We start from the raw sequence: 18,110 nt of genomic DNA on the forward strand, positions 1-18,110 counted from the left end.
GCTGCCACGACATTCTCCCACCCGGTTGTGGATCGGCCCCAGTGCCGATGAAGAGGATCTGAAATGCGCCGACCATCTGCAAGGCGAGACAATGACGAGCTGACGCTGCGGGGGCTTGCGCGTTTCCGTTCGATGTCACTGCTCTGCGCGATGCAGATGGTCTTCCTGCCGGTGTTCAGCGTCCGCCTGCAGGCGCAGCCGGCGAACGTGATCACGCCGGACGGCCGCACCGGGACCAGCCTTCAGACGTCCGGCAGCGTGACCAACGTCACGACGTCGACCGTCTCCGGCACCAGTGCCTTCAACTCGTTCTCGCAGTTCAGCGTCGGGCAGGGCAACACCGTCAATCTGCAACTGCCGACCGGCACGCAAAATCTCGTCAACATCGTTCGCGACGCACCGGTCTACGTCAACGGCACGCTGAACTCCTACATGAATGGCGCGATCGGCGGTAACGTCTATTTCGCCGATCCCAAGGGCTTCGTGGTCGGCCGCAGCGGCACGGTCAATGTCGGCAGCCTCAACGTCTCGACTCCGACGCGGGAGTTCACCGACAGCCTGATCGGCGCGCAGGGGCAGATCAATGGTTCGGCCGTCGCCAATCTGATGGCGGGCTCGTTCCCGGTCTCGCCGGACGGCAACATCCGGATCTACGGCCGGGTCAATGCCATCGATGGCGTGCGCCTGACCGGGCAGAACGTCCTTGTCGGTGGTGCCAGCCAGCGCGACATTGCCAATCTCGATCATGCCGCGAAGTTCGCGGCCTCGGTCAATTCCAAAGGGCTGCGGAGCGCCGCCGCGATTTCCGTGCGCAACGGTTCGATCCACATCGGCGCCGTCAACAACGCAAGCGTCAACGGTCGGCTCACCGCGCGCAGCAAGACCACGACGCCGAGCAACATCACGGTCGTGGCCGGCAACCAAGCCGAACTCGGCAAGAATGCGCGCTTGAGCACGGCGAGCAGGACCGCGGATGCCGGCGGCGTCCTCGTCAAGGCCGGCAACGACGTGACGGTGAAGAGCGGCGCGAAGATCGATGCCAGCTCGAAAACCGGCAATGCGGGCCTGGTCGAGCTGAGCGGAAACGGCATCATCGACGTCGGCAGCGGCGTTACCATCAACCTTGCCGCACCGAATGGCCGGGCCGGCACGCTGCTGATCGACCCGACCGATGTGGTGATCGGCGACTCCAGCCAGGGCGACGTCGGCGTAACCCTCAACAACACGTCCGTGGCCAACGCCATCGCGGCGCTCAGCGCTGGCGGCACCTATCTGGTTCAGGCCGACAATTCGGTCACGCTGGCCGCGCATGCGGTGATCGATGCCCGCAACCTCGACGCCACCAAGACTCATTCCGTCGGCAACGCGATCAATGTCGAGATCGACGCGCCCACCATCAGCATCGTCAACGGAGCACAGATCCTCGCCCTGGCGATCAATACTGGTGGAACGACCTACAGCAGCGGTAGCGTCACGCTTGCAGCCACGGCAAGCCAGACCCTGATGTCCGGCCACGCCCATGCGACCACGGGCATCACCGTTGACGGCACGATCACCGGCGGCGCGATCTCGATCAGCGCGAGCTCCACCGCAGTCGCGAGCTTCACGAGTTCGCTCGCTTCGACGTTCGCGCTGATCGGCGAGTCGGTCCCCGGCATGATCCTGGGCCTCAACGGAGGCTATGTCGCGGCGAGCTCAACCGCGACCGTGAACATCAACGGCCATGCCAATATTTCCGGCAGCGGCAACGTCTCGATCAGCGCTTACGGATCGGAGAGGGCCGAGGATCCCGTTATCGCCGCGTCGCTCTTCGGCGTATCGCCGGTCGGCGCGGCGGTCGTGGTCGGGAACATCGCCGGCAACGTCACCACCAATGTCGCAAGCAACGCGACGATCAGCGCGGGCGGTACCCTCGACATCAAGGCCACCAACGATGCCACGATGAACGTCACTGCCGTATCGCTGACCTCGAGCGCGATTCTCGTGGCGACGGTGGCCTATTCGACGGCGTCGGTGACGACCACGGCAAACGTCGCGACCGGCGCCCACCTGAGCGTCGGCACGGCGATCGGATCGAACGGTGGATTCGCGGTGCGCGCGCTGAATAACAACAGCTTCTCAACGTCTGCGACCTCCGTGGGACTGGATAATCCGGCCTTGAACGGCGGCGTCGGCGGTGCCGTCGCGATGAGCAACATCAACACCTCGGCAACAGCGACCCTCGGGTCGTCGCTGGGGTCCGGCACGTCGAACCGGATGACCGGCTCGGTGACGGTCGAGGCGACCTCGAACACCACATCGAATTCGACGATGTCCTCGACCATTACCGGCACGCCGGCGCTGATCGCCGGTCTGCAAGGGGCATTGGTCGTGGGCACGATGGATCCAGGCCTGTTCTCGCAGCAGTTCAGCACGCTGTTCACCGCCGATCTGAACCTGAAGGCAGCAGCAGCCTTGACGATCGCGCGCAGCACGGAGAGCGCGACGGCAGCGATTGCGCAAAACCCCAGCGGCGGTGCACCGTCGATCTATACCTCGGGCAACGTCGCCGTCATCAGCAACGTGATCGACGTGGGCGTGCGCAGCATTGCCACGGCCTCGGCGATCAGCTCAAGCCCGGTCGATGGTCAATCGACGGCCGTCGCCGCCGCGGTCGCATGGGGCGATTTCACGCACAATTCGAACGCCTATATCGGCGGCGGGACCCTGATCAATGCGCCGGAGATCGGCGTCTCGGCAAACACCTATATGCCGATTACCAACACCTGGTTGCAATGGGCCTCGCTGACCGACGTGCTGAGGCATCTCAACGGAAATCTCGGCGTCGGCGGCAGCATCCTGACCAGCTACGCCAATGCGACTGCTGACGCAGGCGACACCGTCGGCATCTCGGGGTCGCTGAACAATTTCATGGTTCACAACAACACCACGGCATGGGTTGCGACCGGCGCCAGCCTGACGTCGACCTGCGCCGTTGCGAGTTGCGGCAGCGGCGCGTGGACGGCCGCGCTGGACAGCGGGGCGATGCAGGCCTTCGACGCGACGCTCGCCATCGCGGCGACGGCTTATTCGGCCTCGATTGACGCTGCTGGCAATGTCGGCACGCTCGGCTTCCTTCCCGGCAACACCTCGGGTGGCTCATCGCTGGGCGGCGCGCTCAATCTGGTCCAGTTCTGGAATAACACGGTCGCCGGCGTGGCGTCCGGCGCGTCGCTCGGCGCGACCGACAACGTCTCCGTCACGGCATCGACGACCGACCAGTTCTTCGGCGTCGCGCCGACGTCCGGCAAGGCGGCCGGCGCCCTGGCGCTGAACGGCATCACCTCGATCGCGCTCGTGAACAACACGACGCATGCCTCGATAGGCATCGGCGCGACGGTGTCGGCTCCGACGGTGAATGTGCTCGCCCAGCAGGATCTCTCGATGCTGTCGGTTGCCGGCGCGGTGTCCGCCGGCGGTAACTCTGCCGTCGGCCTCGCCGTCGCCTATCTCGGCGCGACCACCGACACCGCCGCCTATGTCGGTGACAATCACAGCGACATCCGCCCGGGCCCGTTCAGTTCGGACGATCCGTTCTCGGGAACTGGCAGCGGTAACGGGTCGGTCACGGCCGACCATCTGGCGATTTCCGCGACGACCGCGGGCCGGATCACCGCGGCGTCGATTGCGGCTGCGATCTCGGAACCTTCGGTTTCGGACTTCGGCACCAAGGCCGGTGCCGTCGGCGCAGCCGCGACCGGCGGAGCGGGCGGGATTTCAACCGCGCTGGCCAAGGTTGGGTCGTCGTCGGGCGCCTCCAGCAGCGGCTTCACGATCGATCTTGCCGGCAGCTCCTCCATCAGCGATGTGAGCCTTGGCACGACCGCCTCGATCACCGGCGTCACGATCAACCGCTACTCGCCGAGCCCAACGGCCACCTTGTTGGTCCAGGCGCTCAACGACACCATCCTCAACAACGGCTCGGGCGGCGCCGCCGCCAATCTGGGAGGCAGCGCCGGCTCGACGAGCGTGGCCGTCGACGGCACCATCGCCGCGGCGATCTCGAACAATGTGACCAAAGCCTTCATCTCCAACTCCACGGTCAACAACCAGCAGTCCGTAACCGTGCAGGCGTTGAACGGCGGATCGGAAACGGTCGTGGCGATTGGCCTTGCCGCGTCAACACGGTCCAACGCCGCCTCGATCGCGCTGTCCGTCGGCATCATCACCGACAGTGCGCAGGCCTATATCGAAAACTCGACGATCGCCGGCGGGAGCACAGGCGTCCTGCGGGCTCTCGAGGTCGATGCTTACCAGACCAGCAACATCGCGGTCGGCGGCGGTTCGCTCTATATTTCCGGCGGACAGGGCGGCTTCGGCGTCGCCATGACGTATGCTTCGATCGGCGATCCCTCCGGCGGCAACGCGACTGACGCGCACATCAAGTCCACCTCGATCAGCAATTACGATTCGCTTTTGGTGCTCGCCGACAATGCCAGCATCATCGCGGCCGGTGCCGCGTCGGCCGGGGCAGGGTCGAACGGCCTGTCGGGTTCGATCGTCGTCGACGAAATCACGTCCACGACAACCGCCTATATCAGCAGCAACTCGACGGTGAACATCAATGTCGGCCGCGTGACGGTGCTGGCGGACAGCGGCGCTGTGTCGGACCTCGATACGGCGCTCGGCAATCTCGTCAAGAAGTCGAACAACAATCACCTGGCCTCGGACACCTGCACGGCCGCCGCCGGTAACGGCACGGCGAATTGCATAGATTTCAGCGCGGCGGCGCTCAACAACGGCGCGGCGAACGGTCCGGGCGCCGGCATCATTTCCGTTGCGGGCATTATCCAGGCCGGCAAGAACAATGTCGGCGCCTCGATGGTGTACGATACCATCGCGACGACGCATTCGGCCTATATCGCCAACGTGCGGATGTCGACGATCGGCAGCGTCAGTGTGAATGCGGTCGACACCACGAAGATCCAGTCGGTCACGATTGGCTTCGGCCTGGCGACCGGCCAGTTTGCCGGCGTCGGCGGCATGACAATCAGCTCGATCGCCAATAATGTTTCGGCGGCAATCGGCAATAACCAGTCCGACACGACGCAATCGACCGTGACGGCCTCCAACATCTCCGTCACCGCGACCGACAATTCCAGCATCACCGGCGCCGCCGCCGTCGCTGGCGCCTCGACGCAAGGCAGCGCAGCGGGCTTGGCCCTCGTCTACAGCAGCATTGCCAACGACGTCAGTGCCGGTGTCACCGGCTCCAAGCTGACCGCCTCCGGCAATGTCGTCGTCAACGCGAACTCGAATGCCGATATCTCGACGGTTGCCGTCGGTATTGCGATTTCCTCGCAGATCGGCCTTGCCGGTTCGGTCGCCACCAATCTGATGGGAACCAACGTCACCGCCAGCATTGCCGGCGGGGCCGACGTCACCGCGAACGACAACGTTGCCGTGATTGCCGGCAATAATGACAAAGCGGGTGTTTTTGCCGGCGCCGTGTCCATCAGCAAGGGCGCGGCCGGCGGCGCGGGCTCGATGGTCACGAACAAGATCACCGGCACCACCGCGGCCTATATCAGCGGGACGACGACGAAAGTGGATGCGCTCGGAACCAGCACGAGCGACGTGCTTTCGGTCAACAGCGGCACGCTCGCGCACGCGATCGATCTCGGCGGCTTCAGCGCGCCCACCGACACCACGCCCGATCTGAGCGAGACCCAGGAGAGCGTACGCGGCCTCGCCGTCGTTGCCAGCTCGCACCAGGCCGTCGTCACCAACGTCGCCACCCTGTCTGCGGGCTCGGGCATCTCCATCATGATCAATCCGATCACCAATGTGATGAGCGGATCCACCAAGGCCTATATCGACGGCGCCGCGATCGACACGCGGCTCGCAAGTTCGACGCTGGACCCGCAGATCGACGTGGCCGCCAGCAGCTTCTCCTATTCGGGCGCGTTCGGCGCCGGCGTGGTGCCGCCAACCGGGAGCGGGGGCGGCGGTGCGACCATTCTCAGCACGACGATGTCGCGTGACACCGAGGCGTACATCACCAATGCGACCGTTGGCGGCGTGCAGTCGACGAGCGCAACAGTGGGCGCCGTCACCGTGAAAGCCAATGCCGAGCAGGACGCATCGTCGATCGCGGTCGGTTTCGGCACCGGCTCGGTTGGGCTGAACGTCTTCGTCGCAACTACCGAGGCCTATGTCGACGGCGGCTCCCTCACGGCGTCCTCGCTCACGGTCAATGCCTACGATGCCACAGGTATCGCGTCGGCGAACGGCTCGGGCGCCTATGGCAGCCAGGCCGCGATCGGCGCGGCGTTCCTGGTTCAGGTCTCGGCGAACCGGACCGAGGCCTATGTCGGCGACGAGTTCCACTACCAGGGCAACGGCGCGGCGCACACGACCGCGGTCAATCTGAGCGGCGCGCTCGACGTCGAGGCAACGACGAAGAACCGCTTCCAGGCCTATTCAATCGGCGGGGCGCTTTCGACCGGCACGGCGGCGATCGCCGGCATGGCCAACATCGAGATCGCCAACAACACCACCATCGCGGGCGTCTACGACACCACGCTGCAATCGCCCACGGCCGGCGCGGCTGGCGCGGTCACCATCAACGCCACCGAAGACGTCGCGATCAAGGAGATCGCAGGCGCGCTCTCGATTGCCGCCAGCGGATCCGGCGTCGGCGTCGGCGCGGCGGCCAACGTCATCGTCTTCAAGAGCCAGACCATTGCGGAAAGCCGCAACAGCAACCTCAACTCTTCCGGTGCGATCAATGTCGGCGCGCTCAGCACCAAGGAAGTGCTGTCCTACGCGGTCACCGCCGGCATCGGCGGCAGCGTCGGCATCGGCGCAACCGTCGGCGTCATCATCGTCGGCACCAACACCGCGGATCCGGATACGCAGGGCGAGCAGACCGGCCAGCTCAACCAGGGCAACAACGGCACCCTCGCGTCGGTGAACGCCGGCACCAATTCCTCGCACGGCGGCGACGCGGTCGCGAGCGGCACCTCGGGCAATCCGGGCAACGCCAACGCGACCTCGACCTACGACGTCAGCACCGTCCTGACGGGCGGCAATGACGGCGTCACCGCCCAGATCGCGGGCGGCAACGTCACCGGCACGCAGGTCAACGTCGCTGCTACCAGCGCCAACGCGACCAAGATGTTCCTGCTCGGCGCCGGCTTTGCCAAGAATGTCGGGATCGGTGCCGGCATCGGCTACACCAGCGTCAACAGCAGCGTGCTCGCCAATCTGAGCGCGATCGTTGCGGCGCCTTCCGTGACGGTCGCCGCCCGGGTCAAGGACGCCGACACCGGCCCTTATTCGGGCAAGACCGTCGACAGCGAGGCGATCGCCGGCGGTGCAGCGCTCTACTTCGGCGCGGATGCTGCCGTGGCGGTCGGCAACGTCGCCAATACCGTGACAGCCCAGCTCGGCGGCTCCGTCACTGGCACGGGTGGCACCGGCGTCGCCGTGATGGCGATGGACAGCTCGACCCAGAGCGTGACCGCGGGAGGCGGCACCGGCGGCCTTGCGGCCATCGGGGTGTCGATCGCGACCACGGGACGATCCAGTTCGGTCGCGGCAAAGGTGCTGTCGAACGCGACGGTGAACAGCTCGACCCTTGCGGTTGGCGCAGGCGAGGCCGGCGCAATGTCGGCGTCCGCGACCGCGGTCGCCGGTGGTATCGTCGCCGGTGACGGCGCAGTCGCCACGGCAAAGGAAAATTCGACTGTTCTGGCCGAGATCGGTTCCAGCGCCTCGATCACCACCTCCGCGGCCGGCGTCGGCACGCTGGTGTCGGCATCGCTCACCCCCAATCTTTCGAGCGAAGCGATCGGCGTCGCGGTCGGTGGCGGCGCCATCGGCGTGTCCGTCGCGGAATCCATGGTGACGGCCACCGTCACGGCCGATGTCGGCGACAACACCAGCTTCTCGGGCGGTGCGCTCGCCGTAACCGCGATGGCGCTGGTGCCGACGGGCGGCACGACGACCTATGCCTGGTCGCTCGCTGGCGGCGGTGGCTCGCTGATCGGCGCACAAGGCAGCTACGCCAGGGCGTCCGAGAACGCGACGGTGAGCGCGTATGGCGGCACCGGGATTACGCTTCCCAACGCCGACGTGGTCATCACAGCCCAGAACGACAGCAGCCAATACGCCCAGGCGACCGGCCTTTCGACCGGCTTCCTGGCAGTGGGTGCGACGGTTGCCCAGACGTCGTCGAGCGCGCACACCTACGCTTATCTGGGCGCCCCCGACGATATGGACGCGACCCATCTCAATCACGCCGACTACACCGGCATCCTCCAGATCACGGCGACCGGCAAGGACATCAACGTCTCCAACGCGACCGTTGGCGCGGGTGGCACTTATGCCGGCGCTGCCGCGGTCGCAACGACCAGCTCGACCGCGGTGACCAATGCGCGGTTCGACGGCGGCACGACGGATGACACGCTGTTCTTCGGCGGCCTCAACATCCAGGCCAAGCACACCACGAACTATGCCGCTAGCGGCGATGCGTACCAGGCGTCCACGGCCGGCGTCTCCGGAGGCAGCGCGCAGAACGATGTCAACGCGACCACGACCGTCGACATTGGACCTCATCTGATCATCAACTCGGCCGGCGGCGACATGGTCGTCATCGCCAACGACATCGTCAACCAGGTTGGTGGCGGCGCGCGGTCGGGCTCCGGTGGCGTGTTCGCGGGTGCTGCGGCACTGAGCAACACGCATGTCACCCAGACCGTCACCACCAATATCGGCGCCGGGACGGTGCTGAGCCTCAACGGCGATCCGCGGACATCGGCGGCGGTGATCAACATCGAGGCCTACAACACGCTCAATACCAACGACACGGCGAGCCTGGCCACGGCCGCCTTCTTCGCCGGCGGCGGCGCCGAATCCAACATGACGGCGAACGCCACGCTTGCGGTCAACATCAATGCCCGCGAACTCTTCAGCGCCGGCAAGATCTATATCGGCACGGCTGCGAAGATGGCGGCGGCCAACAACGCCAATGCCAGTCTCTACGGCGCGATCGCCGGCGTCGGCGCCAGCACCAACAGCTGGGTTCATGCCAACCAGGCGGTCACCGTCGGCAACAACGCCAAGGTCGAGGCCTGGGGCCAGATCAACATCTATGCCGGCATGTCGGGCGACACCATCATCTTCAGCAGCGTACAGGCAAGCGCGACGACGGTCGTCTACAACAACACCGCCATTCCGATCTCCACGCTCTACCGCGGCACGGCCAATGCCGATGACACTACGAGCCTGACGCTCGCCAACACCTCGAGCGTGCTCGGCGTCCAGAACATTTCCCTGGGAGCGACCCAGGGGCAGGTCACGGCCTCCGGCAACGGCAGCAACTACAATCCGTATCTGGACATCTTCAGCGCCAAGAACAGCGACAACCACAGCCACACCAGCGGAACCGGCGATGTCGCGCTCAATGGCCTGGTGGTAGCGGGCATCAACAATGATATCACCATTACGATCGACGTTGGTGGGGGCACACCGACCGCGAGCACGACGAGTCCTTACTCGTCACTGCTGTCCGGCGGTTCGTCGACACCCACGCTCGAATATGTCGCCGACGTCGATCACTTCAACCCGATGATGAGCTGGAACCACCAGGTGGTCCAGTACACCATCGTCGGCGGCTTCAATCCCTATCAGAGCGTCGTCAACCAGCTCGCCGCGCTGACCGGCCTGACCGCGACGCAGATCCGCACACAGCTCGCGGCGGCGACGCCCGCCGCGCCTGCCACGATGTCGCCGTCAGGCACCGATCCGACCGGCGACTTCCAGCGCCAGATCAACGCGCTGATCCAGCAGGCGCCGTATACCTCCGACGCCGCAGGCAACGCCTTCGCGTTCGGCGATATGCTGGTGTCCGCCGGCAACGTCTCGATCCTGGCGCAGAAGCTGACCGGAAACAGCGGCACGAATCCGATTGCGCCGGCGGTCATCGCGCGCAGCTCGCCGATGATCAAGATCGAGAACAGAGGTCTCGACTTCATGGACCTCGCCAACCTCACGGTCACCAATATCACCGGAGGAAACATCACCTACCGCCAGATCGACCATGTCGACCCGGATTCGCACTCCAATGTGACCTTCACGGCCACGCCGAGCGCGACGCCGATCATCGACATCTCGGCCACCTACAACCGCCTGGATCCCTCCAGCGGACTCGGCGTCGACCAGAACGGCAACCAGCTGACCCGCACGCCCGACATCTATTTCGACGGCGTCGTCAACAACGAGAACGGCCTGCTCAAGATCACCAACAATCTCGGCAGCATCGTCGCGTCGCAGTCGCTCAACGCCGCGACCGTCCAGATGGTGGCGCCCAACGGCTCGTTCGTCTTCCTCGGCGGCATCGGCAGCTTCTACACCTCCAACCACGATGTTCTCTCGCAATGGTCGGGTGTCGAGTTCAAGCCGGGTGACGACGACACGCTGACGGCCGTGATGGCGGCGGCGACCTATCTCGGCGCCTATGGCGACTACGCGAACAGCCCGCACATCGGCGCGGGTGGCGGCCACCCGTATTCGTACTATTGCTGCGTCGACGGCAATAACGGCGTTCAGCAAACGGCGAGCAACAGCACCATCTTCACCGCGCGCATGCTGGATCTGTATTACGACGGCCTGTCGCTCTATTCGGCGATCTTCCTGCCGATGGGCCAGGGGGCGCCCGGCAACGGTAACCCGAACGCCGGCGGCGTGCCGAACGCTGCTACGCTCGCGATCATGGAGGGGCCGACGGCTCAGACCATCTCCACCGCGCCGTGGGAGCGGAATACCTATACCGGCCAAGGCGTCTACAGCAACTCGACCTACGACTACACCACGACCTCGACAGATGCGCAGGGCAACACCACCACCACCAACCACACGGCTACGTATTACTCGCCATTCAATTGCGCGGGGTGCTCTGCCTACTTCCAGGTGGTTAATATCCAGCCCGACGTGATCACGCCGAAGACTGCGTCTTCGAACTCAGCCGCGAACTCGAGTACGGGGACCAACCCGCCGGCTAACGCGCCCTTCATCTTCGGCAAGGCGATCATCATCTCGGCGGGGGTCATCAACATCAACGGCACTATCCAGAGCGGCACGAGCAGCGATTACTCGGTCGACATCGGCGGCTCCACGTTGACCGCCATCAACGACCTCAAGAGCCGCAATGCAGGCGCGGACTTTGCCCAGGCCCAGGTCAACGCCCGGAACGGCAGCTATTACGACATCACGGCGTCTGCGACGACGGAGGCCGCCGGCGACATCAAGATCGGGGTGAAGTACAACGCTCTCACCGACCAGATCCTCGTGAACGGCGTGGTGCAGGGCTCGGGCGGCTACGTCTATCTGAACGGCAAGATCATCTCGACCTCGACACAGGACGGTGTCTCCCAAGGCACGATCGCGGTCAAAGGCGGCGCCGGCTCGATCACGGTCAACAACACAACCGGGCTGCAGCTCGTCACCAACACCATCAATACCGGCGTCAGCGCGCCGAGCGTGATCGAGATCGTCGATCAGCTCAAGCAGCAGACGACGTGGTACGTCTACAATCCGTCCGCTGCGGGCGGCCAGCAGGTGTCGACGTATCAGACGAGCGGCGTCAATGCGAGCCAGTACACAGACACGATGCTGACCAGCCTTAGCGGCACGGCAGGCATCCAGTACGCGACCAAGGCAAACATGTTCTACCAGTGGGTCGATACGGCTACGCTGGATCGTCCGACCAGCTCGACACAGTTCGACTACGGATGGCACTATACGCCCAACTCGGCCACCGGGCAGAACTGGACCCGCACCATCAGCCTGGTTTCGGACGTGCAGGAGGCCCAGGGCGGCGGCGGCAGCACTGGCCCACAGACATCGAACTTCCAGGAAGTCGTCACCGCGACCGGTTCCTATCACACCGGTGGCGGCAACACCCATCCCGAGAAGTGCTGCGGCACGGACAACCAATACAACTGGTACCAGAATATCTATGATCACCTGACCCTGACGCTGACCAATACGGTCAAGGCGTCGAACCCGATCAACATCTCGTTCAGCGGCGGCGGCAACAGCACGGTTCTGGTCACTTCCAATTCCGGCATCGTCGTCAACGGTCCGATCAACAACCTCTCGGGCACGACGACGGTCAGCGCCACCGGGGCCAATTCGGCCATCACCAGCGGCACGAACGCGAACAATCCCATGATATCGGGCCGGAGCGTCATTCTCTCGGCGGATGGCGGCATCGGCACGATCGGCGCGAACGGCGTTCCCGTCCAGGTGCAGGTCTATGGCGGCAGCCTGACGGCCAGTTCGATCGACCACGACATCGCGATCGCGGCCGTCGGCTCGCTTTCGATCAACCAGGTGAAGGTGAATTCGGCAGGAAGCACGCCGCAGGGCAGCGTCTTTATCTCGGCGACCGGCGACATCAACTCGGCCTCGCCCTACGACGTCGCCAACCCCGTCGTTATCGGCAAGAACGTCGAGATCAACTCCACCGCCGGCGCGATCGGCGCGACGAGCGCCGTCATCAACGGCGCGAGCACCCTGACCAATATCAATCCGCTGGTGATCCAGGCGACGGGCACGATTCAGGCCGGCAGCACCGTCGACGGCGGGGTTCTCGACAGCGCATCGGCGACCGGCACCTACATCGTGCAGTCCAAGGGCGATCTGCGTCTCGGCACGGTCCAGTCGAGCGGCGGCCCGGTGTTCCTCGAGGCGGCCGGCTCGGACGGCAACCAGGCCAGCATCCTGAACGGAAGGGCGGCGGTTGGTCTCACCCAGGCGCAGAGCCAGCATCTCCAGGACGTCTGGACCAGCCTCGACCTGCTCAGCGGCAACGCCGCGACCAACGCCGTCAACAGCTACCAGTCGATGGTGACGTCGGCCTATAACGACTACTTCCAGCTCAAGAACATCGCCTTCGCGAACGGCAGCACCTACAACCCGACTTCGGTGGGATTGACGGTGCTACGGGCGCAGGTGGCGGCCAAGCTCGGCATCGATCCCGCGAACGTCTCGACGACGGACATGAAGGTCGAGGCCACGACGCGGTTCCTGAGGGACCAGTTCCTGCTCGGCAAGATCACGACCGACGAGCTCAAGACTTCACTGACGACATTGCTCGGCACGGCACCGGCAGATCCGCTGGGGACCGTGTTCGGCAGCTCGTTGTCGTCGACGCTGTTCACGAAGCTGTTCGACGGCGTAACGACAGCCAATCAGCGCCTGCCGAGCAATACGGCGCTGCAAACGGCACTGAACACTTACAATGCGAATTACGCCTATACGCTCGCGTCGACCGAGCGGGTCTACGGCATCATCACCGCGGGCGCGCAGTGGACCCAGAGCCAGCTCGCCTACACCGTGTCCTCGTCGGCCGTCGGCGCCGCACCGCCGCCGATCGACGAGAACGTCGTGGCCAATGTCAGCGCCAACCAGATCATGCTCTACGCGCCGCACGGCTCGGTCGGCAATTCGGCAGCGCCTCAGACGTTCACGTTTACCAGCGTCGATTCCTCGTCGCTGACACCGGCGCAGAGGGGATTGCTCGCGACGGCCGGTCCGGGTCAGCTCACCGTCGGCGCGGTCACGGATCCGACCACCCACGTCGTGACCTATACGGTCAGCCTGTCGCAGCAGAACCTCGTCGTTGTCGACAACCCGATCGCGATCTCGGCCAAGGCGCTGACCAACGTCTATCTCGGCAGCAAGAACAGCCTCACGCTCGGCGGCATCACCGCGAATTACGGCCCGATCGCGGCCGCGCAGGCCAACGGCATCGAGGTGACCGGCCGCGGCGACGTCAAGCTCGACGCCGTGACCAGCATCACCGCCGCCGCCGGCGTGACCGGTACGCCCGTGATCTCCGGCGATATCGGCAATCTGACTCTGATCGCCGAGCACGGCAATGTCGGTGCCCCCGGCGCTGCCGGAAGCAATCCCGCGACCAACGCGAACGCGATCCAGATCGCCTTTGCTGATCCGAGCAACGACCAGCTCGACCAGGTCTCGTCGGCGCAGGGCATCTATGTGAAGCAGACCACCGGCGATCTCATCCTCGGCAACATTGCCGCCGGCAATGCCATCCAGCTCGCGGCGACGGGCAGCATCTACGCCGAGTCCAACTTCACGGATCGTGCCGCGATCCACATTCTCGGCACCGACCTCGATCTGCGCGCCGGCGGCAGCATCGGCTTCAACGGCTCGACCTTCCAGCCGATGCAGGTGAATATCTCCGGCGCCGTGATCGGCTCGGCGGTCGGCGATCTCAGCATCCTCGCGGTCACCGGCGATCTCGTGGTCGGCACCAGCGGCGCCTATGGGACGCTGACATCCGGCGGCGCACTGACGCTGAACGTTGCGCGCGGCGCGCTCAACATCAATGCCGACCTCGCCAGCGGCGGCTTGATGCAGCTCCTCGCCAACCGTGGCATGACCTTCGCGGCCGGCACCGGCACGGCCTCCGTGACGGCGACCAGCAGCGCCGGCGGGGTGACGCTGGTAGCCGCGACACTGTCGATGGGAGCTTACTCCGCCATCAACGCGGCCGGCGTGATCTCCTTGACCACCACCGGCGACGCGACCATCGGCCGGCTGAATTCGTCGCTGTTCTATGCGGCGGCCTCGAATGCAGCTTCGATCATCGTCACCGCCGGCGGTATCGCCTCGCTCGGAGCGATCATCGACAATGGCGACGGCCAGACCAAATTCGTCGCGTCCGGCTCCGGCGCCGAAGTTTCGCTGAGCGCATCCAACGGCATCGGCAACGCGACGAGCCGGTTCATCCTCAGTGCCGCGCGGCTGTCGGCAAGCACGAGTGCCGGCGACATCTATCTGAAGTCTCTGACCGACACCGAGGCGAGCCTGCTCTCGGCGGTCAAGGGCAGCGTGGACATCCTCGGCAGCGGCAGCCTGACGCTCGACCAGGTGTTGGCAGGTGCGGATACAGGCGCAAGCGGCTCCTTCAGCGCCGTCGCGAACAATGGCAGCATCGTCATCGGCACCGCCGACAGCAGCGGCTCGCAGACGGTCCATGCCACCCAGAACGTGACGTTCAAGTCGCTCACGTCCACCGGCTACAGCGGCGATGCCGGCAGCATCAACGTCAATGCGGACAACGGCTTCATCCTGGCGCAGACGGTGATGTCAGGCGGCGTGACGACGCTCGGCTCGGTCTCCGCCAACGGCTCGGCAAGGCTGATCGCGGCGGGCAGCAACACCGGTCATAACCTCACGGCGAGGACAGGCACCGCGGTCCTGAGCGGCACCGTGGTCCACTGGGATAATCTCACGGCCGGCGGCACACTCGACGTCACTGCGACCGCCGGGGGGATTACCGTTGGCACCGCCATCAGCGGCGGCACACAGACCTTGCACGCCGTCAACGACATCGTCTTCAGCCAACTCACCACGACAGGCATCCCGGGCGACGCCGGCGACCTCAACGTCAAGTCCGACACCGGCTCGCTCCGTGGCGGATCGATCTCGGCCAGCGGAGATACGCATTTCGATGTGGCCGGATCGGTCTCGCTCGACCGGGTCAGCGGTAATGTGATCAAGCTGACTTCGTCGGGCGACCTGACCATCGATTGGGTCAGCGTGGTCAGGGAGCTCGATCTCGCCGCCGATACCATCAACGTCAAGGGCGAGCAGGTCCGCTCGAACCCGTCGGTTCCGCTGATCATGAACATCACCGGCCATAACGGCGGCACCGCGACCTCGGCCAACGTCTCGATCGATCCGGACAGCATCATCATCAACCAGTTCAGGGTGGTGGATGCGAACTTCTGGACCGACGCCCACGCCGTCGCGATCCTGAACGGCTATGTGCCGGGTCAGCTGATGCTGACCACGGGAACCCAGCAGGTGCTGCTCAACAACCGTACGCCGGCGCCGTCCAACTGGCCGTCGCTCCAGCTCTACCAGCCGGGTGGCGTGTTCACGATGAGCCAGGTCGGGAATGCCAATGTCAGCAATGCGTATGTGGTGTTCTACACCGGCGACGTCTCCGCGACCGTCACCAATTACGGGCCGACCCACACCTGCTGCAACGACTTCACCGGCGCCAGCATGGTCCGCAACATCTCCGTCGACGGCGAGGGCACCGAGAGCATCGAGACCTGGCTCGCGAAGAAGGACGGAGGGACGTTCTACCTGCTCGGTCTCTCCGGCAAGGCGCGGCTCGATGCCCTGCTGACGCCGCTGCCGATCGAAACCATCGGCTCTGGTCCCGCCGTCAACATCGAGGGGCTGAGCGACATGCGCAAGCTGCGCCGGCAGGGCCAGCGCGTGGGACGCGTCGGCTGGAAGGACGCGGCGATCGAGGCGGCGAAGCCGGCCATCGGCCGTCTCGCACAGGCATGGTAACGGGACCAAGGATGCGGATTTGGGGGGCAGCGTTAGGGCTTGGGCTGGCAGCGTCGTGCATTGGCCCCGCGCGGGCGCAGATTCCGTCGATCAATCCCGGCGTGATCCAGAACGATGTCGACCGGCAACGCCGGCAGCTCGAACAGCAGAGCGCGCCGCCCAAGCTCAACGGGCCGGCGGTGATCGGCGGCGAGCGGGAGAAGTCCCAGCTCCTGAAGCCGGGCGGGCCGAAATTCCGCCTGCGCAAGGTCGAGTTCGACGCCTCCAAGTTCATCACGCCGGCCGAGCTCGACGAGATCGCGAAGAAGTATGTCGGCAAGAACGTCGACATCGCCTCGCTGCTGCAGCTCGTCGCCGACATCAACGCCATCTATAACGAGCGCGGCATCGTCACGGGCATCGCGACGCTGCCCGAGCAGGATGCCAAGGGCGGCATCGTCCGCGTCAAGCTGACCGAAGGCCGGCTGCAGAAGACGACCATCGAGGGTAACAAGCAGACCCGCACCGAGTACATCCTTCAGCGCGTGAAGGAGCCCGAAGGCGAGGTCCTCGACGTTCCAAAACTCAATCGCGACGTGATCTGGTTCAATCGTACCAACGACGTGCAGATCAAGGCGCTGCTGCAGCCCGGCACGAGCTTCGGCCTGACCGATCTCCAGTTCGCCGTGATCGAGCCGCCGGTCGACACCTTGCAGCTCTTCACCGACAACCAGGGCGCGGAAAACACCGGGCGTTGGGAGGGTGGGGCCTTCTACAAGCGTCATGGCCTGTTCGGCGTCGACGACCGCTTGACCTTCTACGGCGTTCGCTCCGACGGCAACCTCAACGGCAATGTCGCCTACAGCATCCCGGTCAATCCCTGGGGCGGCCGCGCCGGTGTCAGCTATACCGAAGGCAAGATCAAGATCATCCAGGGACCGTTCGTCGCGCTCGACGTCACCGGACGCTCGAGCCAGGCCGCGGTCAATTTCAGCCAGCCGGTCTGGGTGACGCAGAACTGGCTGGTGCTGCTCAACGCCGCGGAGACCGAGGGCAAGACGGTCAGCCGCTTCGCCACGGTCGCCGTGACTCAGGATCATTACGACAAGGCCACGGCGGGCCTCTCGGTGACCAATTCCGGCAACACCTATTCGATCACGGTCTCGCCGGCGGTGAACTACATCACGTGGCAAGACCACGTGCTCGGCAATAATCGCACGTTCAACACCTATACCGGCTCGATGTTCGCGACCAGCGCCGCAGGGCCTGCAAATTTCAGCACCAATGTGCTGGCGAGCTGGCAGTACACGCAGGAAAAGCTGCTGCCGGGCGACCAGATCTTCTCGATCGGCGGCCCCACCACCGTGCGCGGTTATCCCTCCAACTCGGCGTCCGGTGACAGCGGCTATTATTTCAACGCCGAGCTGCACTACAATTGGTCGCAATGGCTCAGGGGTTTCGACACCTACATCTTCACCGACTGGGGTGCGGTGTATTCGACGTTCCCCGGGATCACCGAGCTGGGCTCGGTCGGCGTCGGCTTCTCCTGGACTTACGCGTCGTTCATGACCTTCGAGGCCAATTACGCGACACCGCTCAAGATGGCGGTCTCGACCCAGCACCACTACGAGGCCTATGGCCGTGTCATTCTCCGGCCGTTGTTGATGTTCCAGAAGCAGGAAAGCCCCGCGCCTTTGGCGGCGGTTGCTGGCAGGAGCAAGTCGTAGTGATTTCGGCGGAGTGGT

Annotated in this window: 2 protein-coding genes; both read left to right on the forward strand. The window is 64.9% G+C overall.

The features are described from left to right. The first annotated feature begins 63 nt into the window (after positions 1-63). Positions 64-16,386, forward strand: a complete 16,323-nt coding sequence (locus tag AC0L20_RS20010) for a leukotoxin LktA family filamentous adhesin (protein ID WP_473291210.1) — start codon at positions 64-66, stop codon at positions 16,384-16,386. A gap of 11 nt (positions 16,387-16,397) precedes the next feature. Beyond that, positions 16,398-18,092: a ShlB/FhaC/HecB family hemolysin secretion/activation protein gene (locus AC0L20_RS20015; protein ID WP_473291212.1), complete on the forward strand. Its 1,695-nt coding sequence runs from the start codon at positions 16,398-16,400 to the stop codon at positions 18,090-18,092. Positions 18,093-18,110 lie beyond the last annotated feature (18 nt).

It is taken from the genome of Bradyrhizobium sp. Kon58, assembly GCF_055807455.1.

Excerpts from the sequence above, each read along its gene's own strand:
- AC0L20_RS20010 (WP_473291210.1), top strand. The coding sequence starts at position 64 with ATGCGCCGACCATCTGCAAGGCGAGACAATGACGAGCTGACGCTGCGG.
- AC0L20_RS20015 (WP_473291212.1), top strand. The coding sequence starts at position 16,398 with ATGCGGATTTGGGGGGCAGCGTTAGGGCTTGGGCTGGCAGCGTCGTGC.